The 24,230-nt window shown below is 74.1% G+C and carries 26 protein-coding genes; 12 read left to right on the top strand and 14 right to left on the bottom strand.

The genetic code is table 11. The features are described 5' to 3' along the window. Positions 1-44: 44 nt before the first annotated feature. Positions 45-842 carry an alpha/beta fold hydrolase gene (locus ACGF7U_RS13060; protein WP_393105974.1) on the bottom strand — a complete coding sequence of 266 codons (798 nt, stop codon included), beginning with the start codon at positions 840-842 and terminating at the stop codon, positions 45-47. 110 nt (positions 843-952) lie between these two features. Here ACGF7U_RS13060 and ACGF7U_RS13055 point away from each other — a divergent pair, with 110 nt between their 5' ends. The 5 genes from ACGF7U_RS13055 to ACGF7U_RS13035 all read left to right on the top strand — a co-directional run bounded on the left by ACGF7U_RS13055 (position 953) and on the right by ACGF7U_RS13035 (position 4,330). Further along, positions 953-1,555, top strand: a complete 603-nt coding sequence (locus ACGF7U_RS13055; protein WP_393105972.1) for a helix-turn-helix domain-containing protein — start codon at positions 953-955, stop codon at positions 1,553-1,555. Then, complete coding sequence (locus ACGF7U_RS13050) at positions 1,552-2,310, top strand: hypothetical protein (RefSeq protein ID WP_393105970.1); 759 nt, start codon at positions 1,552-1,554, stop codon at positions 2,308-2,310. Before ACGF7U_RS13055 ends, ACGF7U_RS13050 begins: the two co-directional genes overlap by 4 nt. Before the next feature lie 72 nt (positions 2,311-2,382). Then, complete coding sequence (locus ACGF7U_RS13045) at positions 2,383-2,697, top strand: DUF2516 family protein (protein ID WP_393105968.1); 315 nt, start codon at positions 2,383-2,385, stop codon at positions 2,695-2,697. Beyond that, positions 2,694-3,581: an alpha/beta fold hydrolase gene (locus ACGF7U_RS13040; RefSeq protein ID WP_393105966.1), complete on the top strand. Its 888-nt coding sequence runs from the start codon at positions 2,694-2,696 to the stop codon at positions 3,579-3,581. Before ACGF7U_RS13045 ends, ACGF7U_RS13040 begins: the two co-directional genes overlap by 4 nt. A gap of 11 nt (positions 3,582-3,592) precedes the next feature. After that, the gene (locus tag ACGF7U_RS13035; protein ID WP_393105964.1) at positions 3,593-4,330 is read left to right on the top strand and encodes an alanyl-tRNA editing protein; all 738 of its coding nucleotides are present in this window, start codon (positions 3,593-3,595) and stop codon (positions 4,328-4,330) included. Positions 4,331-4,375: 45 nt separating this feature from the next. Here the strand turns inward: ACGF7U_RS13035 and ACGF7U_RS13030 are convergent, their stop codons facing one another. Then, positions 4,376-5,278, bottom strand: a complete 903-nt coding sequence (locus ACGF7U_RS13030; protein WP_393105962.1) for a GNAT family N-acetyltransferase — start codon at positions 5,276-5,278, stop codon at positions 4,376-4,378. Between the two features lie 213 nt (positions 5,279-5,491). Then, a complete protein-coding gene (locus ACGF7U_RS13025; RefSeq protein ID WP_393106264.1) occupies positions 5,492-6,187 on the bottom strand; it encodes a DNA polymerase beta superfamily protein in 696 nt (231 codons plus the stop codon). 76 nt (positions 6,188-6,263) lie between these two features. Here ACGF7U_RS13025 and ACGF7U_RS13020 point away from each other — a divergent pair, with 76 nt between their 5' ends. Then, positions 6,264-7,178 carry an SDR family oxidoreductase gene (locus ACGF7U_RS13020; protein WP_393105960.1) on the top strand — a complete coding sequence of 305 codons (915 nt, stop codon included), beginning with the start codon at positions 6,264-6,266 and terminating at the stop codon, positions 7,176-7,178. Here the strand turns inward: ACGF7U_RS13020 and ACGF7U_RS13015 are convergent. Beyond that, positions 7,169-8,173 carry a helix-turn-helix transcriptional regulator gene (locus ACGF7U_RS13015; RefSeq protein ID WP_393105958.1) on the bottom strand — a complete coding sequence of 335 codons (1,005 nt, stop codon included), beginning with the start codon at positions 8,171-8,173 and terminating at the stop codon, positions 7,169-7,171. The two genes, ACGF7U_RS13020 and ACGF7U_RS13015, sit on opposite strands and share 10 nt — an antisense overlap. A gap of 62 nt (positions 8,174-8,235) precedes the next feature. Between ACGF7U_RS13015 and ACGF7U_RS13010 the strand changes: the two genes are divergently transcribed. Then, positions 8,236-9,027 carry an EI24 domain-containing protein gene (locus tag ACGF7U_RS13010; protein ID WP_393105956.1) on the top strand — a complete coding sequence of 264 codons (792 nt, stop codon included), beginning with the start codon at positions 8,236-8,238 and terminating at the stop codon, positions 9,025-9,027. 1 nt (position 9,028) lies between these two features. Beyond that, positions 9,029-9,544 carry an O-acetyl-ADP-ribose deacetylase gene (locus ACGF7U_RS13005; RefSeq protein ID WP_393105954.1) on the top strand — a complete coding sequence of 172 codons (516 nt, stop codon included), beginning with the start codon at positions 9,029-9,031 and terminating at the stop codon, positions 9,542-9,544. 8 nt (positions 9,545-9,552) lie between these two features. Here the strand turns inward: ACGF7U_RS13005 and ACGF7U_RS13000 are convergent, their stop codons facing one another. From ACGF7U_RS13000 to ACGF7U_RS12965, 8 genes are all read right to left on the bottom strand, one after another. After that, positions 9,553-10,446: a GNAT family N-acetyltransferase gene (locus ACGF7U_RS13000; protein ID WP_393105952.1), complete on the bottom strand. Its 894-nt coding sequence runs from the start codon at positions 10,444-10,446 to the stop codon at positions 9,553-9,555. A gap of 1 nt (position 10,447) precedes the next feature. After that, the gene (locus tag ACGF7U_RS12995; RefSeq protein WP_393105950.1) at positions 10,448-10,861 is read right to left on the bottom strand and encodes a RidA family protein; all 414 of its coding nucleotides are present in this window, start codon (positions 10,859-10,861) and stop codon (positions 10,448-10,450) included. Between the two features lie 55 nt (positions 10,862-10,916). After that, on the bottom strand, positions 10,917-11,924 hold the full coding sequence (locus tag ACGF7U_RS12990; RefSeq protein WP_393105948.1) for a LacI family DNA-binding transcriptional regulator: 1,008 nt from the start codon (positions 11,922-11,924) through the stop codon (positions 10,917-10,919). 19 nt (positions 11,925-11,943) lie between these two features. Beyond that, complete coding sequence (locus ACGF7U_RS12985) at positions 11,944-13,323, bottom strand: GH1 family beta-glucosidase (protein WP_393105946.1); 1,380 nt, start codon at positions 13,321-13,323, stop codon at positions 11,944-11,946. Then, on the bottom strand, positions 13,320-14,153 hold the full coding sequence (locus ACGF7U_RS12980; protein ID WP_393105944.1) for a carbohydrate ABC transporter permease: 834 nt from the start codon (positions 14,151-14,153) through the stop codon (positions 13,320-13,322). Before ACGF7U_RS12980 ends, ACGF7U_RS12985 begins: the two co-directional genes overlap by 4 nt. Beyond that, complete coding sequence (locus tag ACGF7U_RS12975; protein WP_393105942.1) at positions 14,150-15,142, bottom strand: carbohydrate ABC transporter permease; 993 nt, start codon at positions 15,140-15,142, stop codon at positions 14,150-14,152. The genes ACGF7U_RS12980 and ACGF7U_RS12975 overlap by 4 nt, the downstream gene beginning before the upstream one ends. 76 nt (positions 15,143-15,218) lie before the next feature. Then, positions 15,219-16,523 (bottom strand): ABC transporter substrate-binding protein, encoded by a 1,305-nt coding sequence (locus ACGF7U_RS12970; RefSeq protein ID WP_393105940.1) that lies wholly within the window; start codon positions 16,521-16,523, stop codon positions 15,219-15,221. A gap of 377 nt (positions 16,524-16,900) precedes the next feature. Next, the gene (locus ACGF7U_RS12965) at positions 16,901-17,662 is read right to left on the bottom strand and encodes a maleylpyruvate isomerase family mycothiol-dependent enzyme (protein ID WP_393105938.1); all 762 of its coding nucleotides are present in this window, start codon (positions 17,660-17,662) and stop codon (positions 16,901-16,903) included. Positions 17,663-17,732: 70 nt separating this feature from the next. Here ACGF7U_RS12965 and ACGF7U_RS12960 point away from each other — a divergent pair, with 70 nt between their 5' ends. Next, a complete protein-coding gene (locus tag ACGF7U_RS12960; RefSeq protein WP_393105937.1) occupies positions 17,733-18,824 on the top strand; it encodes a UDP-N-acetylmuramate dehydrogenase in 1,092 nt (363 codons plus the stop codon). An 18-nt stretch (positions 18,825-18,842) separates the two neighbouring features. Here the strand turns inward: ACGF7U_RS12960 and ACGF7U_RS12955 are convergent, their stop codons facing one another. Next, on the bottom strand, positions 18,843-19,649 hold the full coding sequence (locus ACGF7U_RS12955; RefSeq protein WP_393105935.1) for a class I SAM-dependent methyltransferase: 807 nt from the start codon (positions 19,647-19,649) through the stop codon (positions 18,843-18,845). A gap of 22 nt (positions 19,650-19,671) precedes the next feature. Next, positions 19,672-20,436 carry an SDR family NAD(P)-dependent oxidoreductase gene (locus tag ACGF7U_RS12950; protein ID WP_393105933.1) on the bottom strand — a complete coding sequence of 255 codons (765 nt, stop codon included), beginning with the start codon at positions 20,434-20,436 and terminating at the stop codon, positions 19,672-19,674. Positions 20,437-20,618: 182 nt separating this feature from the next. On the opposite strand from ACGF7U_RS12950, the gene mshA reads away from it, so the two are divergent. The 3 genes from mshA (at position 20,619) to ACGF7U_RS12935 (ending at position 23,793) form a co-directional block, all read left to right on the top strand. After that, complete coding sequence (gene mshA / locus ACGF7U_RS12945; protein WP_393105931.1) at positions 20,619-21,974, top strand: D-inositol-3-phosphate glycosyltransferase; 1,356 nt, start codon at positions 20,619-20,621, stop codon at positions 21,972-21,974. Positions 21,975-22,127: 153 nt separating this feature from the next. Continuing rightward, positions 22,128-22,751 carry a YbjN domain-containing protein gene (locus ACGF7U_RS12940; RefSeq protein ID WP_393105929.1) on the top strand — a complete coding sequence of 208 codons (624 nt, stop codon included), beginning with the start codon at positions 22,128-22,130 and terminating at the stop codon, positions 22,749-22,751. 79 nt (positions 22,752-22,830) lie between these two features. Beyond that, on the top strand, positions 22,831-23,793 hold the full coding sequence (locus ACGF7U_RS12935) for a hypothetical protein (RefSeq protein WP_393105927.1): 963 nt from the start codon (positions 22,831-22,833) through the stop codon (positions 23,791-23,793). Positions 23,794-24,230: the final 437 nt, after the last annotated feature.

Raw genomic sequence — 24,230 nt, 5'->3', positions numbered from 1 at the left:
GGTGACCGCCGCCGACCCGGCCGGCACCGGCGGGCCACCGCGGGTCAGGGCAGGAAGTCGAGCAGGGCGGCGTTGACCGGGGCGGGGCGTTCCAGCGGCAGCAGGTGGGCGGCGTCCGGCACGTCGGGCAGGCGGGTCGCGTCCGCCGCCTCGGCCGCGATCCGGTCGGCGAGCCGGCTGATGTCGGGCACGTCCCCGGCGCCCGCGGTGACCAGGACGGGCATCCGCAGCTCGCCGAGGCGTCCGATCGCGGGTGGATCGAGTTCGGCGACGTCCACCGCGCTGAGGGCCAGCTCGGCGGCGAGCGCCCGCTGGTCCATCTCGCGGGCGAAGGCGACCAGCTCCGGGTCGACGTCCTCCGGGCGGCGGCCGGGTCCGACCACCCAGAAGCGCACCTCCCCGGCGGCGGTGGCGGCGAAGTCCTCCTGGTCGACGTCGCCCACCAGCGTCTCCCAGAGGCCGTTCGCCTCCTCGGACCACTCGTGCCCGGTCACGGCGCTGCCGAGCAGGGCGAGCGCCGTGACCCGGTCCGGGTGGGCCAGCGCGGTGTTGATCGCGACCGCGCCGCCGAACGAGCAGCCGACCAGGGCGGCTTGGGGGAGGTCCAGCGCGTCGAGCAGCCCGGCCACGTCGTCGTGGTGGGCGAACGGTGCGGGCGGCAGCTCCGAGTCGCCGTAGCCCCGCAGGTCCAGGGCGATCACCCGGTGCCGCTCGGCCAGCGGGCCGAGCTGTTCCCGCCACATCCGGCGGTCCGCGATGCCGGCGTGCAGCAGGACCACGGGGCTGCCGCTGCCGGCGTCGTCGTACGCCAGCAGCGCGCCGTTTACTTCGATCTTGGTCATCGGGGGAACCTACGTACGGCAAGGCCGGGCACGCAACCGCATATGAGACGTCGCTAACTCTGGTTAGCGTTTTGCTTGCAGGAGTTAGCAGGGCCGGTTAGCGTCGAGGCATGGCCACTGGTAAGGACCTTCCCGACGTCGGCGGGTTCATTCGCGATCTGCGCCGCAACGCGAAGATCTCGCTCCGGCAGCTCGCCGAGCAGGCGGGGGTCAGCAACCCGTACCTCAGCCAGATCGAGCGCGGCCTGCGCAAGCCGAGCGCGGAGGTGCTCCAGCAGCTCGCCAGCGCGCTGCGGGTCTCCACGCCGGCGATGTACCTGCGCGCCGGGCTGCTCGACGACAAGGAGGGTCAGGGCGTGCTGGCGGCCATCGCGGTCGACCCCGACCTGACGATGGCGCAGAAGCAGTCGCTCACCCAGATCTACGAGACGTTCCGGCGGGAGAACGCGCGGCTCGCCGAGGCGACCGCCACCGCACCGGACGGCGCCGAGGCCGGGGCCACCCCGGCCGGCGCCAGCCGGGGCGCGGGCGCGCCGGAGGCCGCCCAGGCGCCGGACCTGGCGAACCTCGCCGCCACCGGGCCCACCACGCCGGAGGGCACCCCGACCGAGGCCGTCCTCGAGTCGGTCGCCGTCACCGAGGCCGGCTCCGCCCCCGCTCCGACCGACACCCCCGCGAAGAAGGCCGCCGACGCGGCCGAAGAGGAGAAGTGATGACCCAGCCGAAGACCCACCGCATCCCGGCCCCGATCTACGCCGCCGCCGGCGCCGGCGAGCTGGCCCTGGAGCAGCTCCGCAAGCTCCCCGCCGTGGTGAGCGGCCTCGGCACCAAGGTCGTCGCCGACCTGGGCGGCAAGGCCGTCGTCACCGGCGTCGAGCTGCGCCAGAAGGCCAACGAGACGCTGCGCACGGCGAACCTGACCGCCGGCGGCCTGCGGGACAAGGCCGTCCCGGCCGACCTCGACCTGAAGCGCCTCCGCGAGGTCGCCGACCTGGACAAGCTGCGCGAGGTCGCCGACCTGGACAAGCTGCGCGAGGTCGCCGACCTGGACAAGCTGCGCGAGGTGGCGACCCGGAACGCCGCCGTGGTGGTCGCCGGCGCCCAGGCCGCGCAGGAGCGGGCGCAGGCCGCGTACGTCGCCCTGGTCGCTCGCGGTGAGCGGGTCGTCGGCGCCGGCGTGCTGGAGGCCGCCGAGACCGTGAACGCCGACATCGAGGCCACCGAGGCCGAGGTCGAGCCGGCCGAGGCCGCGAAGCCGGCCGCCCCGGTCACCGCCGAGGCGACGGTCCCGGCCACCGCCGAGGTGCCGACCCCGGCCGACGTGGCCGAGATCGTGGAGGCCAAGCCGGCCGCCGCGAAGAAGGCGACCCGGGCTCCGCGCGCCACCAGGGCCGCCGCCAAGCCGGCCGCCACCCCGTCGGCGAAGCTGCCCCGGGCCACCAAGCGGACGCGTCCGGCCGCCGAGTAGTTCCCGCTGTGCCGGCGACCCCGGAGGCGTCCTGTCGGACGTTTCCGGGGTCGCCGGCATAAGCTTGCCGTCATGGCCTACGCCGCGCCGCTCTTCGCCTTCGAAGTTCGCTACGTGATCGAGCTGATCCTGCTCGTTTTCGCGTTGATCGTGCAGGGCGTCGCCCTGGTGCACGCCATCACCCAGCGCTCCGACGCCTTCGCCGCCATCGGCACGCTGCCCAAGGGGGGCTGGATCGCCATCCTGGCGGTCTGCCTGGTGCTGACCCTGCTCGGCTTCGGCCCGATCAGCCTCTTCGGACTGATCGGCATCGCGGCGGGCCTCATCTACCTGCTCGACGTCCGGGTCGGCCTGCGCGAGCTGAACGACGGCAGAGGGTCCTGGTGAGGGGTTTCCGTTGGCCGCCCCCGCCCGACGGCGGACCCCGCACCTGGGGTCCCGGCCCGGGCGCCCCGCGCACCGGTCGGCCGGCCCTGCCGGAGCCGGAGACCGAGCTGGTCGCCACGCCGCACGGCGTACAACTGGAGCAACTCGTCACCGGGGCGGGTGACCCGACCACGGTGTTCGCCCACGGGCTGGGCAACGGCATCGCCACCACCAGGCCCTTCGGCAGCGGGGTGACCGGCCGAAGGCTCTTCTTCCAGTTCCGTGGGCACGGCCGCTCCGACGCGCCGCCCGGCGCGTGGAGCTACCTGGACCTCGCCCGTGACCTGCGCGCGGTGGCCGACCTGGGCGGCGCCACCCGCGCCTTCGGTGCCAGCCTCGGCGCGGGCGCGCTGTGCCGGCTGCTCGCCGAGAGCCCCGAGCGCTTCGAGCGGCTGGTCTTCCTCCTGCCCGCGGTGCTGGACCGGCCGCGCGGCGAGGTCGCCCGGGCCCGGCTGACCGCGCTGTTCGACGCCGTGGAGAGCGGGGACGCCTCCGCCGTCGCCGACGTGGTCCAGACCGAGCTGCCGCCCGCCGTGCGCAACACCCCGGCCGGCTGGGCCTACCTGCGTCAGCGGCTCGACCAGCTCCTCCGCGACGGGCTCGCCCCCGGGCTGGCGAGCCTGCCCGAGCAGGCGCCGCTGCGCGACGCCGGGGTGCTGGCCGCGGTCACCGCGCCCGCCCTGGTGATCGGCTGCGCCGGCGACGACCTGCACCCGGCCGAGGTCGCCGAGCAGCTCGCGGCCGCGCTGCCCCGGGCGACACTGCACGTGTACGACCGGCCCGGCTTCCTCTGGACCGAACGCGCCGACCTGCGCAGCCGGATTTCCGCCTTCCTCAACGAGTAACGTGCCCTGACATGGGCGTCACACACCACGGTCGTACGCACCGGCTTGACCTCGCCGACCCCACGCTGCGGGAGTGGGGGTGCACGGTGCTGCACGCCGACCCGGAACAGGGCATCGTGCTGGACAGGTCGGCGTTCTACCCGGGCGGCGGCGGACAGCCGCCGGACCACGGGGTGCTGCTCTGGCAGGGGGTGCAGACCCGGATCGTCGGTACCCGCAAGGGCGACGACCTCTGGCTGATCCCGGCCGAGGGCGACCCGCTGCCGCCGGCCGGCACCGCGGTGACCGGCGCGGTCGCCGACGAGCGGCGGACCAGGCTGATGCGGACCCACTCCGGGCTGCACGTGCTCTGCGGGGTGGTGTTCCGCGACTTCGGCGCGCTCGTCACGGGCGGCAACATGGAGCCGGGCGAGGCCCGGATGGACTTCAACCTCCCCGAGGTGCCGCCGGACTTCAAGAGCCGCATCGAGGAGCTGGTCAACGCCGAGGTGGCCGCCGACCGGGCGGTCGCCGTGCGGGTGCTGCCCCGGGCCGAGGCGCTCGCCCTGCCGGACATCATCCGGACCCAGTCCAACCTGATTCCGCCCGAGGAGCAGGAGGTCCGGATCGTCGACATCGTCGGCCTGGACGTCCAGGCCGACGGCGGCACACACGTCGCCTCCACCGCCCAGATCGGCAAGGTGCAGGTGGTCAAGGTGGAGAGCAAGGGCCGCGCCAACCGCCGGATCCGCGTCCGGCTGGCCGACTGACCCGGTGACTCCCGGCGCCGGGGCACCGGCGCCGGGAGCCTGCCGTCACACGAGATCGATGCGTTCCCGCTCGATCGGGTAGCCCGCCCGGGCGAAGGCGGCGGCCATCGGGTGGTTCGTCTGGTCGGTGGCCGCCACGATCTCGTCCATCCCCGCCTCGACCAGCAGGTGGGTGGCTTCGACCAGCAGGTCGTACGCGTAGCCGTGCCCGCGTTGCTCCGGCACCACGCCGACGAAGCCCACGATCGGGTCGCTGTGGTTGCGCGCCGGCACGGTGATGCCCGCCAGTTCGCCCGCCGGCGTCCAGGCCAGCCGCCACCAGTCGCGCGGGCTCGGCAGCCAGCGCAGCAGGTCGAGTTCCTCCTGCGCCGCCGCGTCCGGCCCGTGCTCGGCGGCGGTACGGCGGGTGTGCGCGTCGAGGCTCTCCTCGCCGATGCGGCGCAGCACGTCGAGGATCACGGCGTCGTCCGGCTCCGGGCGGAACTCCAGCCGCCCGGGCCGCCCGGGCAGCCCGCACTCCCGTGTCCAGCGGTACCGGTACCGCTCGACGAGCAGCGACATGCCGGCCGCCGTCGCGGCGTCGATCCGGGCCTCGGCCTGCGCGCGGACGGCCGGGTCGTCCCGCCAGCCGGGCGGCAGGGACAGGGAGTACTCGGCCCGCAGCGGCGCGGTCCGCAACAGCCGGACCGCCGCCTCCCGGTCGGTGAAGTCGAACCAGTCGAGGGCCAGCGGCGCGTCGTCGTCCGGCCCGCCCCACCAGGCGGCGCGGGCCACCACCTTGCCCTCGCGCAGGGCGACCCAGCTCCACTCGGGACGGTACTGACCGTCGGCGGCCATGTCGGAGTAGTTGTCACCGAACGCGGCGCGGCCCACCAGTCCGGGGTCGGGCAGCGAGTCGAACAGTGTTTCCTCGCCCGCGGTGAGCGGGCGGATGACCAGATCGGTCATGCGAGTCCTTCCGGGTCTGACGTGCTCCCGGCTCAGGACCGTGGCGTCCTCGTGACCGGGCGGGAGCACAGCGATGTCGTGATGGACACGGTGCCCACCTCCCTTCCAAGATCGAGGACGCGCGAGCAGGCTAGCAGCGGCGCCCCGGCCGCTCCAACTGCTTTCCGGCGATCGTCTTCCTGCCGGTCGCCGGGCTGGCAGTGGGAGTGCGGGTCAGCGGGTGGTCAGTCCGGGCGGCAGGTGGGCCGCGCGGACGTCGAGCAGCCAGCGTTCCACGGTGGCCTCGTCCGGGCGGTCCGGCAGCGGGGAGCGGGTGCGGTCGAAGTCGCGTTCCGCCTCGGCGAGCAGCGTGCGCGCCTCGCCCAGCTCGCCGCCGGCCACCCGCTCGCCGAACGCCCGGAACCACCCCGGGTCGGCGAGCCGGATCTCCAGCACGCCGGTGGCGTAGAGCAACCGGCCCTGGTGCACGAGTCGAGCCAGGTGCCGGGCGTGCTTGGTGGTCCGCCGCCGGGTGTCGGCCGAGAACGTGCCGTCGCCCCGGGACTCCAGCTTGCGGAACTGCTGGCCGGCGTACCCGAGGTAGGCGTCGCGGACGCGGGGCGCGCTGAGGAACGCCGAGCGGATGGCGACCAGCCGGTCGCCGAGCTCCGTCCGGGTCTCGTAGCAGTCGTCCGGCAGCCAGGCCAGCTCGGTGGCGGTCGGGTTGCCACTCAGCGCCAGGCGGCACCACTTCGCCGCCTCGTGCAGGGTGGTGTCGGGGTCGGTGGTCACCACCGACTCGCGGGGCGGGCGCAGGCCGTGGAACGCGACGGTGGGCGCGGCGAAGACGCCGATCCGGTCGACGTCGGAGCCCGGCCCGGCCAGCCCGTACGCGACCGAGCCGACGATCCCGGAGAGCAGCAGGTGCATGCCGGCGAGCATGACGCATCACACCGATGCGCGAAACCGGACTTCCGTTGTCAGGTATCGCTGACAGGCTCGCCGTATGACGAAACCGTTGACAGGCAGGGTCGCGCTGGTCGCCGGGGCGACACGCGGCGCCGGGCGGCAGATCGCCGTCCAGCTGGGTGCCGCTGGCGCCACCGTCTACGCGACCGGCCGCAGCAGCCGGGCCGGCCGCTCCGAGATGGGCCGGCCGGAGACCATCGAGGAGACCGCCGAGATGGTCACCGAGGCCGGCGGCACCGGAATCGCCGTCCGGGTCGACCACCTTGTGCCGGAGCAGGTCCGCGACCTGGTGGCCCGGATCGACGCCGAGCAGGGCCGGCTCGACGTGCTGGTGAACGACATCTGGGGCGGCGACCTGCTGACCACCTGGGAGAAGCCGGTCTGGGAGCAGCCGCTGGAGGCCGGCTTCCGCGTCCTGCGGCTGGCGGTCGACACGCACATCGTCACCAGCCACTTCGCGCTGCCGCTGCTGATCCGCCGCCCCGGCGGGCTGGTGATCGAGGTCGGCGACGGCACCAAGGAGTACAACGACACGGCCCGCCGTCTCTCGGTCTTCTACGACCTGGCCAAGGTCTCGGTGAACCGGCTCGCCTTCAACTGGGCGCACGAGCTGGCGGCGCACGGAGGCACCGCCGTCGCGCTCACCCCGGGTTGGCTGCGTTCGGAGGCGATGTTGGAGCACTTCGGCGTCACCGAGGAGAACTGGCGGGACGCCCTCGACCGGGAACCGCACTTCGCCATCTCCGAGTCGCCCGCCTTCGTCGGGCGGGCGGTCACCGCCTTGGCCGCCGACGAGGACCGGGCCCGCTGGAACGGGCGGTCCGTGTCCAGCGGCGAGCTGGCCAAGGTGTACGGCTTCACCGACGTCGACGGCAGTCGGCCGGACGCCTGGCGCTACGTGGTCGAGGTGCAGGACCCGGGCAAGCCCGCCAACGTCACCGGCTACCGCTGAGCGGAGGCGTCCTGCCCGGCGGGCGGCGTGGCGTAGAGCGCGGCGGACCGCCGGGCCGCGTCGGCCAGCCGCGCCCGCAGCTCGGGCGGATCGAGCACCTCAACCTCCGGGCCGAGCCCGAGCAGCTGGTGGTACGCCACGTCGACGGACTCGACGGACAGCCAGGTCACCACCCAGCCCTGCCCGTCGGGCCCGTCGGCGGCGGCGACCGCCTCGTCGTACACGAAGGGGGCGTCCGCCAGGTGCCGGAGCTGGCGCAGGCCGGCGGGGCTCAGGCGGAGCGTCACCCGGGCCCGGAGCATGTCCCGCAGGAACGACCCGGCCTGCGCCCGCCAGTATCCGGCCAGGTCGAAGTCCTCGTCCCGGTCGAACGTCTCCGCGCCCACCGCGACCCCGGTCACCCGGTCCACCCGGTACGTGCGCACGTCGTCGCCGACCCGGCCGACCAGATACCAGACGCCGCTCTTGAGCACGAGCCCGTACGGCCGCACGGTGCGGGTCACCTCGCGGTCGCCGCGCCGGTAGCGCAGCTCGACCACCCGGTCCCGCCAGACCGCCCCGGCCAGCTCGGTCAGCCACGGCGGCGGCCCCACCTCCCGGAACCAGCCCGGCACGTCCAGGTGGAACCGCTGCCCGGTGCGGGCCGGCGCGTCACGCAGCGCGGGCGGCAGCGCGGCCAGCACCTTCAGCTCGGCCGAGGCCACCGCGTCGGCGAGCCCCATGTCGCCGGCCGGTCCGCGCAGCCCGGCCAGGAAGAGCGCCTCCGCCTCGTCCCGGGTCAGCCCGGTCAACCGCGTCCGGTAGCCGCCGAGAAGCCGGTAGCCACCGGCGCGCCCCCGGTCGGCGTAGACCGGCACCCCGGCGGCGGAGAGCGCCACGACGTCCCGGTACACGGTCCGCTCGGAGACCTCCAGCTCCCGCGCCAGCTCCGCCGCGGTCATCGTCCCCCGCGACTGCAGCAGCAACACCAACGAGATCAACCGGGCCGCCCGCACCCGTCCATCCTGCCCCGGCGTCGTGCGGCCGCCGGCGGGGGCGACCACTAGGCTCTGCGGTCGTGACCGCACCCCGTATCGCCGCGCCCGTCACCGGTGCCGTCGGCCGGTTCCTCACCGGCGTGGGCCTGCTCCTGCGCGGCCTCGGCCTCTACGTCCGCAGCCCCGGCCTGATGCTGCTCGGCGTCATCCCGGCGTTGATCTCGGGCGCGCTCTTCGTGGCCGCGTTCGCCACCCTGGCGTACTTCGTCGACGACCTGGCCGCGCTGGTCACGCCGTTCGCCGACGACTGGTCGACCACCTGGCGCAGCCTGGTCCGGGTGGTCGCCGGGCTGGCCTTCCTCGGGCTCGGCGGCCTGCTCGCCGTGGTCAGCTTCACCGCGGTGACCCTGGTCATCGGCGACCCGTTCTACGAGAAGATCTCCGAACGGGTCGAGGAGCGCCTCGGCGGCACGCCCGGCGCGGTCGACGTGCCGTTCTGGTCGTCGCTGCGGCGCAGCCTCGCCGACTCGGTACGCCTGGTGGGGCTGTCGGTGCTCTTCGGCATCCCGCTCTTCGCCGCCGGCTTCGTCCCGGTGGTCGGCCAGACCGTGGTGCCGGTGATCGGCGCGGCGGTCGGTGGCTGGCTGCTCGCCGTGGAGCTGGTCGGCGCCCCCTTCTACCGGCGCGGGATGCGGCTGCCGGACCGGCGGTCGATACTCAGGGCGGACCGGCCCACCACGCTCGGCTTCGGGGTGGCGGTCTTCGTCTGCTTCCTGATCCCGCTCGGCGCGGTGCTGGTCATGCCGGCCGCCGTCGCCGGGGCGACCCTGCTGGCCCGCCGGTCGCTCGGCCAGTCGACCGTGGAGGGCTGACATGGACGTCACCCTGGTCGAGGGGGACATCACGACCCAACGGGTGGACGTGATCGTCAACGCCGCCAACTCCTCGCTGCTCGGCGGCGGGGGAGTGGACGGCGCGATCCACCGGCGGGGCGGCCCGGCCATCCTCGACGAGTGCCGGGCGCTGCGCGCCTCGCGGTACGGCCGCGGCCTGCCGACCGGCCAGGCGGTGGCCACCACCGCCGGGAACCTGCCGGCCCGCTGGGTGGTGCACACGGTCGGGCCGGTCTGGTCGGCCCCCGAGGACCGCTCGGCGCTGCTGCGCGACTGCTACGCGAACAGCCTGCGGATCGCCGACGAGCTGGGCGCGGCCACCGTGGCGTTCCCGCTGGTCTCGGCCGGCGCCTACGGCTGGCCGGTCGAGGACGCCGTCCGGCAGGCCCTGTCGGTGCTCCGGCCGGCCACCCCGGCGCACGTCACCGAGGCCCGGCTGGTCCTCTTCGACGCCGGGACCCTGGCGGTCGCGCGGCGGGTGCACGCCGCCGGCTGACCGGGCCGTCAGGCGAGCTCGCGCAGGCAGGACCAGCTCGAGCCGACCGGCCGGTAGCCGAGCCGGACGTTGACCGCCAGCATCGGCGCGTTCGCCTCGTCGTTCGAGGTGTAGGCGACGCGCACCCCGCCGGCGGCGGCGCGGTGCAGCGCCGCCGTCTTGACCAGGCGGGCCAGCCCACGCCCCCGGTACGCCGGCACCGTGCCGGTGTAGTCCGACCACATCCGGTCGCCGTCGCGCTCGACGAGGCTGAACGCCACGATCTCGTCGCCGATCTCGGCCGCGGTGCTGGCCGCGCGGTCCAGGCCCAGGTTGTCCCAGACCTCGTAGCGCCAGTTCTCGTAGCTGATCGAGTCGCCCGGCACGTCCGCCGGCTCGTCGGACGCCGCCAGGTTGGCCAGGTGCATCCGGCGCGGGTCGACGTCGGTCAGCGGGAGCAGCCGTACGCCGGGCGGCGGTTGCGGCATCGGCGGGGCCGGCCGCAGGTCCAGCGCCGAGTAGCGCAGCTCCCGGCTCGGCGTGAAGCCGTGCCGGCGGGCGAACGGCAGCGACTCCGGCAGCGCCCAGGTGCGCACCCGGCGCGCCCCGACGTCCCGCAGGTGCCCCAGCGCGGCGGTCAGCAGCGCGGTGCCGGCGCCCCGACCCCGGTGCTCCGGATGCACGTGCAGGGTGGAGACCTCCCCGACGCCCGCCTGCGAGGTCCGGTCGTTGCGGTACGCCGACACCCAGCCGACCAGCGTGTCGTCCACCTCGGCGACGTACGCGGTCCAGTCCTCGCCCGGCGGAGGCTGGGCGATCATGCGCCGGGTCGACTCGACGCCGCGCACCAGGTAGGGGTGCACGAGCGCGCGCAGCGCCACCGCGGCGGGCGCGTCGTCGGGGCGGGCGGTCCGGATCCGCACGTCAGCCCTCCTCGCGTACGGCGGCCACGGCCTCGACCTCGACGAGCTGGTCGGAGTGACCCAGCACGGCCACCCCGAGCAGGGTGCTGGGCGGCTCGTGGTCGCCGAACGCGTCCCGGACGACCTCCCAGACGGCCACCAGGTCGGCCTGGCGGGGCGACGCCACGTAGACGGTGGTCTTGACGACGTCGGTGAGCCGGGCGCCGGCCGCCGCGAGGGCGGTCTCCAGGTTGGCCATCACCTGCCGGGCCTGGCCGACCGGGTCGCCCGGCGCGACGGTCCGCCCCTCCGCGTCGAGCGGGCAGGAACCGGCGGTGAAGACGAGCCGGGCCGGCGGCTCGACCGTGGCCGCGTACGCGTACTCGGCGACGTCGGAGAGGGCGGGCACGCGGATCAGTCGGGTCGGTGGGGTCACGGCGGCGACGCTACCGCCGGACCCCGGGCGGCTCGACCGGATAATCGCCGGCCGGTCAGGCCGACTCGCGGACCACCAGCTCGGTGGGGAGCACGACGGCCCGCTCGATCTCCTCGCCGGCGGCCAGCCGCAGCAGCAGCCGGGTCATCTGCCGGCCGAGCTCCACGATCGGCTGGCGGACGGTGGTCAGCGGCGGCTCCATGTACGCGGCCGTCTCGATGTCGTCGAAGCCGATCACCGCCACGTCGTCCGGCACCCGCCGCCCGGCCTCGCGGAGCGCCCGCAGGGCGGCGTGCGCCATCAGGTCGGATGCGGCGAAGACCGCGTCCAGGTCGGGGTGCGCCGCCAGGAGCTGCCGCATCGCCGTCGCCCCGGACTCGCGGGTGAAGTCCCCGGTCGCCACCAGCTCCGGCAGCCCGGCCTCGGCGAGCGTGTCGCGGTAGCCCGTGAGCCGCTCGATGCCGGCCACCATGTCCTGCGGGCCGGCGATGGTGGCGATCCGCCGGCGACCGCCCGTGATCAGGTGCCGGACCGCCCCGGCCACCCCGCCGACGTGGTCGACGTCGACGTAGGGCACGTCGGCGCCGCCGAGCGGGCGACCGCTGCACACCACCGGGATGCCCAGCCGGGCCAGCCGGCCGGGCAGCGGGTCCTCGCCGTGCAGCGAGGCGAAGAGCACCCCGTCCACGTGCCGCCCGGTGGTGTAGCGCTCCACCCGGTCGTGCCCGGCCGGCGAGCCGGCCAGCATCAGCACGAGCTGCTTGTCGGCCGCCTCCAACTCCTGGGCCGCGCCCCGGATGATGCCCGGGAACACCTGGTCGTCGGAGAAGACCCGGGTCGCGGCCTCCGGCAGCACCAGGGCGATGGAGTCGGTCCGCTGGGTGACCAGGCTGCGGGCGGCCAGGTTCGGCACGTACCCCAGCTCGGCCACCGCCCGGCGGACCGCCTCCTGGATCGGCTCGGCGACGGTCGTGGAGCCGTTCACCACCCGGGACACGGTGGCCCGCGAGACCCCCGCCCGCCGGGCCACCGCCTCCAGTGTCGGCCGTTGCGCCGTCGTCATCCCCGTTACCACCGCCTCGTCACAGCCCGTTCCGGGAGATCACCTCCTGGTACCACCGGGCGCTGGACTTCGGTGTGCGTCGCTGGGTCAGGTAGTCGACGTGGATGATCCCGAACCGTCGGCGGTAACCCTCGGCCCACTCGAAGTTGTCCAACAACGACCATACGAGATAGCCCCGCAGGTCCACTCCCCGGGAGATCGCCTCGTGCGCGGCGCGCAGGTGCCCGTCGAGATAGGCGATCCGGTCGGCGTCCACCACCTGCCCGGCGCCGTCGGGGGCGTCGGGGCCGGCCTTGTCGGGGAACGCCGCGCCGTTCTCGGTGACCATCAGCGGCACGCCGGGGTAGTCCGTCGCGATCCGCTCCAGCAGCCGGGTCAGCCCGGCCGGCTCGATCATCCAGCCCATGTCGGTCAGCGGCCCCACGGGCGGGAGGAACTCCACCGCGCCCTCGGTGCCCGGGTACGCGTCGCCGCCCGCGCCGCCCGGCCGGCCGGCGACGTAGGTGGGCGCGTAGTAGTTGATCCCGAGCAGGTCGATCGGGGCGGCGATCAGCTTCTCGTCGCCGTCCCGGACGAACGTCGGCTCGACGGTCCGGGCCACGTGCTCCAGCACGTCCTCCGGGTAGGCCGCCCGCAGCAGCGGGTCGAGGAAGATCCGGTTGTGCAGGCCGTCGACCAGGCGGACCGCCGCCGCGTCCGCGGCGCTGTCCGGGTCGGCGGGGCGCACGTCGGCCGGGTTGACGGTGATCCCGACGGTCTCCGCGCCGGCCGTGCGCAGCGCGCGGGCCGCCAGGCCGTGCCCGAGCAGCAGGTGGTGTACGGCGGTGAAGGCCGCGCCCGGGTCCCGCTCGCCGGGGGCGTGCACCCCGTTGCCGTAGCCCAGGTACGCCGAGCACCACGGCTCGTTGAGCGTGGTCCACGTGCCGACCCGGTCGCCGAGCCGGGCGTGCACCGCCGTGGCGTACGTGGCGAAGTGCTCGGCGGTCTCCCGGTTGGTCCAGCCGCCCCGGTCCTGGAGGGTCTGCGGCAGGTCCCAGTGGTAGAGCGTGACGATCGGGTCGATGCCCCGGTCCAGCAGCGCGTCGGTGAGCCGGTCGTAGAAGTCCAGGCCGCGCGGGTTGACCGGGCCGCTGCCGTCCGGCTGGATCCGCGGCCAGGCGACCGAGAAGCGGTACGCCTTCAGCCCGAGCTCCGCCATCAGCGCCACGTCGTCGGCGTACCGGTGGTAGTGGTCGCAGGCGACGTCGCCGGTGTGCCCGTGGTGGACCTTGCCCGGCGTGCGGCTGAAGGTGTCCCAGATCGACGGGCCGCGACCGTCGTCGGTGGCCGCGCCCTCGATCTGGTACGCCGCGGTGGCCGCGCCCCAGACGAAGTTCTCGGGGAATCGCAGAGTGCTCACGCCTTGACCGCACCTTCCATGATGCCGCCGATGATCTGGCGGCCGAACAGGACGAAGACCAGGAGCAGCGGAAGGGTGGCGATGGCCGTCCCCGTGAACACCTGGGACATGTCGGTGTAGTAACCGTCGGAGAGGGTGCGCAACGCCAGCTGCACGGTCGGGTTCTCCGGATCGTTGAGGACAGCGTACGGCCAGAGGAAGTCGTTCCAGGTCGTCATGAAGGTGAGCAGCCCGAGCACGGCGGCGGCGGGGCGCAGCGCCGGCAGCACCACGTTCCAGTAGATCCGCGCCGTGCCGCAGCCGTCGATCCGGGCCGCCTCGATCAGCTCGTCGCTGACGGCCTGGCCGGCGTACTGCCGCATCATGAACACCCCGAAGCCGGTGACCAGGGCCGGCACGATCACCGCCGGCAGCCGGTCGTTCCAGTTCAGCTTGGTCATCAACATGTAGAGCGGGATGACGCCGAGCTGCGTCGGCACCATCATCGTCGCGATGATCACCATGAGCAGCGCGTTGCGTCCCCGGAACCGTAGCTTGGCGAAGGCGAAGCCGGCCAGGGTGGAGAAGAAGACCACCGAGACGGTGACCGTGGTCGCCACGATCGCCGAGTTGACCAGGCCGGCGACGAAGTACGCGTCGGTGTTGCCGAGCAGCCGGGAGACGTTCGCGCCGAAGTTGCCGCCGGGGGTGACCGGGGGTGGCAGTTGGCCCATCGCGTCGTTGGAGCGGCTCGCCACCACGAACATCCAGTAGATCGGGAAGACCGACAGGATCCCGGCGGCGATCAGCGCGGCGTAGGTGAGCCGGCTGGCGGCCCAGAGGCGGGTCATCGGGGTCCTTCCTTCGGCCTCGCGCCCCCGCCGAGCCGGCGCAGGAGCAGCACGTTGATCGCCGCGACGACCGCGATCAGCGCGAAGAGCAGCCACGCCACGGCCGAGCCGTACCCGAAGTTGTAGTGGGGGGCGAAGGCGTTCTCGAACATGTACATGGTCACGGTCTGCGACTCCCGCAGCGGTCCGCCGCGGATCGGGTTGGTGCCGGAGTGGAAGAGCCGGGGCTCGGTGAAGAGCTGGAGCCCGCCGATGGTGGAGATGATGACGGTGAAGATGATCGTCGGCTTGAGCAGCGGCACCGTGATCGACCAGAACTGCCGGGCCCGGCCGGCGCCGTCGATGGCGGCCGACTCGTAGAGGTCGCGCGGAATGGCCTGCATCGCGGCCAGGAAGATCAGGGCGTTGTAGCCCGTCCACCGCCAGTCCACCATGGCGGAGATGGCCACCCAGGACGCGAACCGGTTCGACTTCCACTCGATCGCGTCGACCCCGACCAGGTCGAGCAGCCAGTTGACCATGCCGAAGTCGCGGCTGAAGAGCACCCCGAAGACGATCGCGACGGCGGCGGTCGAGGTGATGTTCGGGATCAGCACCGCCATCCGGAACGTGGTCCGCGCCCGCAGCTGCCGGTTGAGCAGGTTGGCCAGCCAGAGGGCGGCCAGCAGCTGCGGGACGGTGGAGATGACGAAGATGCCGAGGGTGTTGACGACCGCGTGCCAGAAGTCGGTGTCCGCCAGCAGCCGGCTGTAGTTGTCGAGGCCGACGAACGGGTGGTCGCTGCCGAGCAGGTCCCAGTCGTGCAGCGAGACCCAGAAGGTGTAGACCAGCGGGTACACCCCGAACACGGCGAAGAGCACGAAGAACGGGGCGATGAACAGGTAGGGCGAGAACTGCGTGTCGAGGCGGCTGAGCCGCATCGCCCGCGTACGCCGGCCGGCGCGGGGTGCCGGTGCGACCGGCGGGCGCGCGTCGAGCTGGACGGTCATGCCCGGACCACTCCTTTCCACGGTGCGGGCGGGATCGGCGCCCCCGGCGCCCACCCGCCCGCACTCCCGGTTCGGGCTACTTGGCGGCGGCCTTCTTGGCGTTGTTCACCGCGTCCGTCCAGCCCTGTTCCGGGTTGCGCTGACCCAGTTCCACCGTGCGGACGGCGTTCTCCACCTCGGTGCGGACGGCCTGGTTCTTCGGCCCCATGTAGACCGGCTTCAGGGTCTTGGCGCCCTCGCCGAAGATCTGCCCCACCGGAGCGTCGGAGAAGTACGCGTTCTTGGCGTCGACGATCGCCGGGTCGTTCAGCGCCTGCGGGGAGGAGGGCAGCGGGCCCTTGGCCTTGAACGCCCCGATCTGGCCCTTGGCGCTGGTCAGGAACTTCGCCAGCTCGATCGCCTCGGCCCGGTGCTTGCTCTGCTTGGGCACGGCGAGCCACGAACCGCCCCAGTTGCCGCCGTTGCCGGGCACCCGGGCGATGTCCCACTTGCCCTTGGCCTCGGCACCGGCGTTGCCCTCGATGACGCCGGTCATCCAGGCCGGGCAGGCGATGGTGGCGAACTTGGCCTGCTTGAAGGCCGAGACCCACTCCTCGGACCAGGAGCCGTACTTGCCGGAGAGGCCGGAGTCGATGATGTCCATCGTGGTGTCCCACGCCTGCCGGACCGCCGGGTTGCTGTCCACCACGAGGTTGTCGCTGGTGTCGTAGTAGTGGTAGCCCTGCGCGTTGCCGGCCGTCTGCAGGACGATGGTGTTGAAGATGTTGGTCGCGGCGTCGAGGAACGAGGCCCCGGTGTTCTTCGCCCTGAACTGCTCGCCGACCTTGATGTAGTCCTGCCAGGTCGGCCAGAGCTTCGACACCGCGTCACGGTCGGTGGGCAGGCCGGCCTTGGCGAACAGGTCCTTGCGGTAGCACATCGCCATGCCGCCGACGTCCGTGCCCAGGCCGATCAGCTTGCCGTCCTGGGTCATCCCGCCCTTCCACTTCCACTCCAGGAAGTTGCCCTGGAGCGCGGCCCCGCCGTGGTCGAGCAGGTTGACGAAGTTGTCGGGGTTGGCCTTGTACTCGACCATCAGCCCCTCTTCGATGGCGACCACGTCGCCCGCGCCCTTGCCCGCGGCGAGCCACTGGGTCAGTTTGGGCGAGTAGTCGTCGAGGTTGGTGCCGGTGCCCCGCTCGACGATCTTCACGTTGGGGTGGCTGGCCATGTATTCCTTGTAGAGCTCTTCGTAGCCGAACTGGCTGAACACGTCGACCGTCAGCGTGATCTGGCCGTTGTCGGCGGGTTCGTCGCCGCCGGCGCAGCCGGCGGTGGCGAACAGCGCGGTGGCGGCGACGAGGGCCACCGCCGCCAGGCGGCGGCGCGGGAAGACACCCATTCTTTCGGACCCCTCTCAGGTCGTCTGAGGTGGTGAGGAAGGTGGTGGAACAGAGCTGAGAGAGCGCTCTCACGTCAGGGTGGTGGCTGCCGGGGCCGGTGTCAAGAGAGCGCTCTCTGTCGAAGCTGGTCGACTGCCGAGGCCGGGCGGGCGCCGCGAGGGACGGGAATCCGGGTAGGGGCCAGGTGTCGCGAGGGTCCGCGCGCCGCGACGCGGCCGGGCGCCGCGACGACGCGGCCGCCCCCGGTCGGGGACGGCCACTTTCGTCGGGCGCTGCGGTTGTCGTCGCCGTTGCGGTGGGTGACGGTGCTGCGGTGGTGTCGGTGCGTGCGGCGGGGGACTACGCGAAGCCCTCGGGGCCCGGCTCCGCGCGGAGGTCAGCCGACGCGGAGGCCCTCGAGCAGGCCGCGGTCGCCGGCCACGTCGAGCGTGTCGAAGCTGACCCGGCCCCAGAGCGCGAGCAGCAGGTCGCTCGCCGTGCCGCTGACCTGCACCCGGGCGTGGTGGTCGTCGTGGTCGAGGATGGTCGCGGTGTCGAGCAGGGCCACCCCCTCGCCGCGCAGCCGCAGGAACCACTGCTGGGCGGCGTCGACCGCGGAGAGCTGCACCACCCCGTGCCACTGGCCGGCGGTGCGGCGCCGGCCGGCCGGCAGCCACGTGTCCAGCACCTCGCCCACCCCGTCGGCGGCGAGCTTCGCCTCGACCGGCTCGCCGGCGGCGATCGCGAGCTGGGCGTCCCAGCGGTGCACCGCGGTCTCGTGCGCCATCCGGCGCGGCCAGAAGCCCGCCTTCTTCGGCTGCGGCGCCCAGTTCCAGGCCGGGGCCTCCGGGTCGAGGGCGTCGAAGAGGGTCATCAGCTGGTCGTACGCCTGCTGCCAGAGCTGGAGCGGGGCGACGCCGGGCTCCGGCTCGACCGGCGTGGACCTCCCCGGCGACGGAGTGGTCGCGCCCGAGCCGGCGAACGAGTGCACCCAGCGGTAGATGGACGTCAGGTGCAGGGTCAGGTCGGCGACGGTCCAGCCGGGACAGGACAGCACCGGTGTCTCGGGTGGGGCCTCGGCCGCCGCCGCGGCGAACGCCGGGCCCTCGGCCCGGAGCGCGCCGATCCAGAAGTCCTTCGTGCCGTGCAGTCTGCTCATCGCCATCCTCCCGGGGGTGACCGGGCCACCAGTGGGCGCCGCGGCTACCCCTCAGCCTAGGGTGAAAGGCGTGTCTGACGTCTACGCCCAGCCGACAACCGGAGCCGAACCCGCCGATACGTGCGAACTGGCGCCCTACACCACATTGCGCCTGGGCGGCCCGGCCGGACGCGTCGTCGCCGGCACCGACGCCGACGAGATCGTCCGGGCGGTGCGGGAGGCGGGCGACCGGGACGAGCCGGTCCTGGTCCTCGCCGGCGGCAGCAACGTCGTGATCGGCGACGCCGGCTTCCCGGGCACCGTGGTCCTGGTCCGCTCGCGGGGGCTGCGGGTGGTCGCCGAGGACGCCGAGACGGTCACCGTACGCGTCGAGGCCGGCGAGCCCTGGGACGACCTCGTCGCCACCACCGTGGCCAACGGCTGGTCCGGCCTGGAGTGCCTCTCCGGCATCCCCGGCTCGACCGGCGCCACCCCGATCCAGAACGTCGGCGCGTACGGGCAGGAGGTCGCCGAGACCATCACCGGCGTGCAGGTCCACGACCGGGTCGACGGGACGGTCGGCCGGATCGACGCCGCCGACTGCGGCTTCGCGTACCGGTCCAGCATCTTCAAGTACAGCGACCGCCGGGTGGTGCTCTCGGTCGACTTCCGGCTGGCCCGCTCGCCGCTCTCCGGCCCGGTGCGCTACGCGGAGCTGGCCCGGGCGCTCGGGGTCGAGGTGGGCGACCGGGTGCCGCTGGCCGACGCCCGGGCCGCCGTGCTGCGGCTGCGCGCCGGCAAGGGCATGGTGCTCGACGCGGCCGACCCCGACACCCGCTCGGTCGGCTCGTTCTTCACCAACCCGGTCCTGGACCACGCGGCCCACGAGCTGCTGCGCGAACGCGCCGCCGGGCTGGGCGAGCCGCCGTCCTGGCCGTGCCCCGGGGACATGGTCAAGGTCAGCGCGGCCTGGCTGATCGACAAGGCCGGCTTCGGCAAGGGCCACCCGGGCCCGGAGGGCACCGCCATCTCCAGCAAGCACACCCTCGCCCTGACCAACCGCAGCGGCACCGCCAGCACCGCCGCCCTGGTCGAGCTGGCCCGGGAGATCCGCGACGGCGTCCACGACCGCTTCGGCGTCACCCTCCACCCCGAGCCGGTCCTCGTCAACTGCGTCATCTGACCCCCGCGCCCCTGGCCCTCACCGGTCGTCCGTGGGGGCGACGGCCGGCCAGGGGAGGGTGACTTCGCCGTGGCGCCAGCGGCGGGGGCCGTCGAGGACCGGCCAGCCCGCCTCGCGTACGGCGGAGACCGCGCGCAGCCAGCGTTGGCGGGGGCCGAACGGGGCGTAGCCGGCGGCGGCGTGCCACGCGTCGTCGAGCGCCCCGATCAGCTCGTGGATCCGCTCGCCCGGCACGTTGCGGTGGATCAGCGCCTTGGGCAGGCGTTCGGCCAGCTCCGCCGGGGTGCCCAGGGTGGTGAGCTTCGCGGCCAGGGTGAGCGTCCGGGGGCCGTCGGCGTCGAGCAGCACCCAGCCGCCGAGCCGGCCCAGCTCGTCGCAGGTGCCCTCCACCAGCAGCCCGCCCGGGGCCAGCGCGGCGGTCGTGGTCCGCCACGCCTCGGCCACCTCGCGCTCGTCGTACTGGCGCAGGACGTTGAACGCGCGGACCAGGGCGGGCCGGAGCCCGGCCAGCTCGAACCCGCCACGGGCGAAGGTGAGCCGGGGCGGGTCGGCGGACGGCTGCGCGGCGGCCACGCGTACCGGATCGATCTCCAGCCCGACCACCCGCACGTCGGCGCGGACCCCGGCGGCCAGCCGGGCACGCAGCTCGACGGCGGTCACCGGGGTGGCGCCGTAACCGAGGTCGACCACCAGCGGGTCGGCGGCCTCGCGCAGCGCCCCGCCGCAGGTCTCGACGATCCAGTTGTCCACCCGGCGGAGCCGGTTGGGGTTGGTCGTGCCCCGGGTCACCACGCCGAGCGGCCGGCGCCGCCCCGTGCCCGCCATCGTCCGCGCCGCCCCGGCCGGCTCAGCCGGCCCGGTGCACCTTGTGCTGGGCGGCCTGCGCGAGCGGGCGCACCACCAGGCGGTCGACGTTGACGTGCTGCGGGCGCGTCGCGCACCAGGCGACGCAGTCGGCCACGTCCTCGGCGACGAGCGGCTCGGCGACCCCGGCGTAGACCGCCGCCGCCTTCTCGGCGTCCCCACCGAAGCGCACCAGCCCGAACTCGTCGGTCTTCACCATGCCAGGGTCGATCTCGATCACCCGCACCGGCCGGCCGCAGAGCTCCAGGCGCAGCGTGCCGGCGACGGCCGTCTGCGCGTGCTTGGCGGCGGTGTAGCCGCCCCCGCCCTCGTACACGGTGAAGCCGGCGGTGGAGGAGACGATCACGATGGTGCCCGCACCGGACGCCTCCAGCGCGGGCAGCAGCGCCTGGGTGACGCGCAGCGTGCCGAGCACGTTGACGTCGTACATCCACTGCCAGTCGCCGACCGACCCGGACTCGACCGGATCCAGCCCGCGCGCGCCGCCGGCGTTGTTGACCAGCAGGGTGACGGGCCCCGGGGCGCGGGCGGCGGCCTCGGCGAGCCCGGCCACCGACTCGTCGGAGGTGACGTCGCAGGCCACGGCGGTGGCCGTGCCCCCCGCCGCCTCGATCTCCGCGACCAGGGCGGACAACCGGTCGGTGCGCCGCGCGGCGGCGAGCACGTGGAAACCCTCGGCGGCGAGCCGGCGGGCGGTGGCCGCGCCGATCCCGCTGGACGCTCCGGTGACGACGGCGACAGAGGTCATCCGGCCATTCTCACCCCGGCGACCGGGCTGGGCGACGCCGGCGCGGTGATGAGGTCCGTCACGCCCAGGGGTCGTCCCCGCGCATCACGGGAGTCGGATCGGGAAGATGACATCCGGCGAGGACGTTGTCCGAAAAGCGCCGGGCGTGCGGGACGGCATAAACCGTGACAGAGGGAGCGGACGTGGCGGAAATGCACACCGGTGTCGGTCGTCAGCGCGGTGCGCGTCCGTGGCCCCGCCCCCGGCGGATCGCCACGCTCTCGGTGCACACCTCGCCCCTGCACCAGCCGGGCACCGGCGACGCGGGCGGCATGAACGTCTACATCCTGGAGGTCGCGCGGCGGCTGGCCGAGGCGGACGTCGAGGTGGAGATCTTCACCCGGGCGACCTCCGGCGACCTGCCCCCGGTCGTCGAGACGGCGCCCGGCGTGCACGTCCGGCACGTCACCGCCGGCCCGCTCGAGGGGCTCACCAAGGAGGAGCTGCCGGGGCAGCTCTGCGCCTTCACCGCGGGCGTGCTGCGCGCCGAGGCGTCCCGCCCGCCGGGCCACTACGACCTGATCCACTCCCACTACTGGCTCTCGGGGCAGGTCGGCTGGCTGGCCAAGGAGCGCTGGGGCGTGCCGCTGGTGCACACCGCGCACACCCTGGCGAAGGTCAAGAACGCCCAGCTCGCCGACGGGGACCGGCCGGAGCCCAAGGCCCGCGTCATCGGCGAGGAGCAGGTGGTCGCCGAGGCCGACCGGCTCGTCGCGAACACGGCGGTGGAGGCCCGGGACCTGATCGACCGGTACGACGCGGACCCGGCCCAGGTGACCGTGGTCGAGCCCGGCGTGGACCTGGACCGGTTCCGGCCCGCGCCGGAGAGCCGCAGGCACGCCGCCCGTCGCCGGCTCGGGTTGCCCGCCTCCGGGTACGTGGTGGCCTTCGTCGGCCGGATCCAGCCGCTGAAGGCGCCCGACGTGCTCGTCCGCGCGGTGGCCGCGCTCCGCGAACGCGATCCGGCGCTCGCCGAGGAGGTCACCGTGGTGATCTGCGGGGGCCCCAGCGGGAGCGGCCTCGACCGGCCGACGGCCCTGATCGAGCTGGCCGCCTCGCTCGGCGTCGCCGACCGGGTGCGGTTCCTGCCGCCGCAGACGGGTGACGACCTGCCCGCCCTGTACCGGGCGGCGGACCTGGTCGCGGTGCCGTCGTACAACGAGTCCTTCGGCCTGGTGGCGCTGGAGGCCCAGGCCTGCGGCACGCCGGTGGTGGCCGCCGCCGTCGGTGGCCTGGTGACCGCGGTCCGCGACCAGGTCAGCGGCGTGTTGATCGACGGCCACGACCCGGTCGACTGGGCCCGTACGCTCGGCCGCCTGCTGCCGGACCGGCTCCGCCGCGCCGAGCTGTCCCGGGGCGCGGCCCGGCATGCCCGCGGCTTCTCCTGGCACCGGACGGCATCGGGGCTGCTCGCCGTCTACGGCGAGGCGATCGCCGACCACCGGGCCCGGCTCGCCTCCGAGCTGGCCGGCGGCCCGGCGATGTCCTGTTCCTGGTGACCGACCCGGCCGTCCCGCCGTCAACCGGCCGCTCCGCCACTGCCCCGCCGTCAACCGGCCGCTCCGCCGCCACCGGCCGCCGGCCGCACTTGGCGGGGGGAGGGTCCCGCCGCCACCCGGTGGCGGGGCGGGGCCGGCCGTAGAGTGGGTCCGATGAGCGCGAAGAGTGATCTTGGGGCCCTGATCGAGGCGGTCTGCGACGAGCGGGAGCTGGCCTGGGAGTCGACCGGCCCGGGCTCGTACGCGGTCACGCTGCCGGGCACCCACAAGCTGAAGACGGTCTGCAACCTGATCGTCGGCGAGCACGCGCTGCGGATCGAGGCGTTCGTGATGCGCCAGCCGGACGAGCGGCGCGAGGAGCTGTGGGCCTGGCTGTTGCAGCGCAACGCCCGGATGTACGGGGTGTCGTTCTCCATCGACGCGGTCGGCGACGTCTACCTGACCGGCCGGGTCAACCCGGCGGGGATCGACGCCGACGAGCTGGACCGGCTCCTCGGCGCGGTGCTGACGTACTCCGACGAGTCCTTCGACACGATGCTCGAGATCGGCTTCGGCAGCTCGATCCGCCGGGAGTGGGAGTGGCGGGTCAAGCGGGGCGAATCCACCGCGAACCTCGCGGCCTTCGCGCACCTCTTCGAGCCGTCCCCGGCCGGCCCCGTCGCCGGGGCGCCAGCCGCACCCGCCGTAGCGGCGGGGTCCGCACCCGAGGCCGGAGCGGGCGCCGCGGGCGGCGGTGCCGACGCGGGTGTCCCCGGCGGAGGTTCGGACCGGTCCTGACGGGTATGCCGCACCGCGCGGTGCGGCACTGGGACCCGCCGCGCGCCGAGGACCAACTGTCGAGGAGCGTGAGCGTCCCATGGCTCAGCGGAACAGCCCAGGTCGCGGCGGGACTGCGACCAGGACCAAACGGCAGGCGGGCAACCAGACCCCGAACACGCCGGGGATCTCGGAGTCCGACATCTCGCGGATGAAGGTGGACGAGATCCGGGGGCAGCTCCGCCGACGCGGGGTCTCCGGGATCTCCGCGCTGCGCAAGCCGGAACTGGTGAAGACGCTGGTGCGCACCCTGCGGGCGGAGCGACCCGCGGGCGGCGCCGCCCGTCGCAGCACCGGTCCCGCCGGCCGCGCGGCGGGAACGAAGGCGTCGGCCGGCCGGGCCGCCGCCACGAAGAAGGCGGCCGCCGGCCGGGCCGCGGGCAAGGCGGCCCCGAGCCGGACGAAGGCCGCGAACAAGACCGCCCCGGCGAAGAAGGCCCCGGCGAAGAAGGCCCCGGCGAAGAAGGCCGCGGCGAAGGCGGCCCCGGCCAAAAAGGCGGCGCCCGCGAAGAAGGCCGCGCCCGCGAGGAAGGCGGCGCCGGCGGCCCGGAAGACCACGGCGGCGAGGAAGTCCGCGCCGGCGTCGACGCGGGCCGGCTCGACCCGCGGCGGTACGGCGACCAAGGCGACCCCGGTCCGCACCGGACGCACCACCTCGCGGTCGGTGCGTTCCTCGCAGGCGATCACCTCCACCGCCGACCGGCCCGAGCGCCCGGGGCGCAGCCTGGTCACCACCAACCACGACGTGATCCGGCGCTGGGCCCAGGAGCGCGGCGCCAAGCCGGCGACGATCGCGGGCACCGAGCGGGAGGGCCGGGCCGGCGTGCTCACGTTCAACATGCCGGGCTACCGGGAGAGCAGCCGGATACGCGAGATCACCTGGGAGGAGTGGTTCCGCACGTTCGACGAGCGCAAGCTGAACCTGATCTACCAGGAGCAGCTCCGCGACGGCCGGCCCAGCAACTTCTTCCGTACGGAGTCCCCCGATCGTGAGGACGCCTGACGTGTTTGGGGGAATGGTCGACGGGTATCCGCTGTTGGCCACGACGGGGAGGCCCGACGCAGCGACATCCGGGTGGGACACCGGGCGCTGTGACCGGCGAGACAGCCGATCCGGCTTGAATCGTTAATCCGGGCGAACTAACTTTATTGCACCGCGCCACGCTTGGAAACGTTCGGGGGAGCGGCGGATCGATCAGATCCGTGCACCGAGCGAGGCGCAGGGGACGGGTGGAACAACACCGTTGGGGGACGGTGGCCACCTGTTTGGACCGGCGGCGCGAGCGGGCGACGCCTACGGGGGTGGGTATCGCCCGCCGCCGCCGGTCATACCGTGCGAACGCCCATCACGACCACCGGTCGCGATGGGCGTTCTGCTTCCTCCCCGAACGCCCGCGGTCGGACCACGCGGTCGGCGGCGAACGCCGGCTCCGACTGCCG

Source organism: Micromonospora sp. NPDC047670 (assembly GCF_043204915.1).
Taxonomy (GTDB): Bacteria; Actinomycetota; Actinomycetes; order Mycobacteriales; family Micromonosporaceae; genus Micromonospora.
This window is presented reverse-complemented; position numbering and strand designations above follow the sequence as displayed.